1 protein-coding gene is annotated in these 521 nt (G+C 64.7%); it reads left to right on the top strand.

The window, feature by feature from the left end:
* The coding region (locus tag BIV24_RS31005; protein WP_143064720.1) for a DNA-3-methyladenine glycosylase at positions 1-254 on the top strand (254 nt) is incomplete at its 5' end.
* Positions 255-521 lie beyond the last annotated feature (267 nt).

The following is a 521-nucleotide window of genomic DNA, read 5'->3' as shown; positions in this document are numbered from 1 at the left end:
CCTGCCCTCGGGCAGGAGAGGACGTCAATGCCCTGGACGTGGACCGCACCCTCGACGGCACGGACGCGTGCGCCCCGGGCGAGACACCGTTGCGCATCACGACCGGCGCTCCGGTGCCCTCCGACCAGGTACGCAACGGTCCGCGCACCGGTGTTGCCGATGACGGAGGCGTCCACCCCTGGAGCTTCTGGATCGCCGACGACCCGACCGTGAGCCCGTACCGGGCCCATACGCCCCGGCGGCGTCGAAGTTGACGGACCCCTGGAGGTTGCGTAATGTGGCCCGAGCCGCTTGAACCGGGTACGGCGTTACGCCAGCAGCCGGGAGCGGCAAGCCCACTACTTACAACCCCCTCATAGAGGGCGATTTCAGCGTGCCTGCATGCTCGAATTCGAACTCACGGAACTCGATTATGAGTTACACGGAGAACCGGTTAACGTAGTGAATGTCGAAAGGCCGAACGGCGAATAAGCTCGAGCCCAAGACGAATCCCGCTGACCGGGAATCAGGCCCGAAAGGAT

The organism is Streptomyces colonosanans, assembly GCF_001866645.1.
GTDB lineage: Bacteria > Actinomycetota > Actinomycetes > Streptomycetales > Streptomycetaceae > Streptomyces > Streptomyces colonosanans.
The sequence above is the reverse complement of the archived record's forward strand: the minus strand, read 5'-3'. Positions and strand labels throughout refer to the sequence as shown.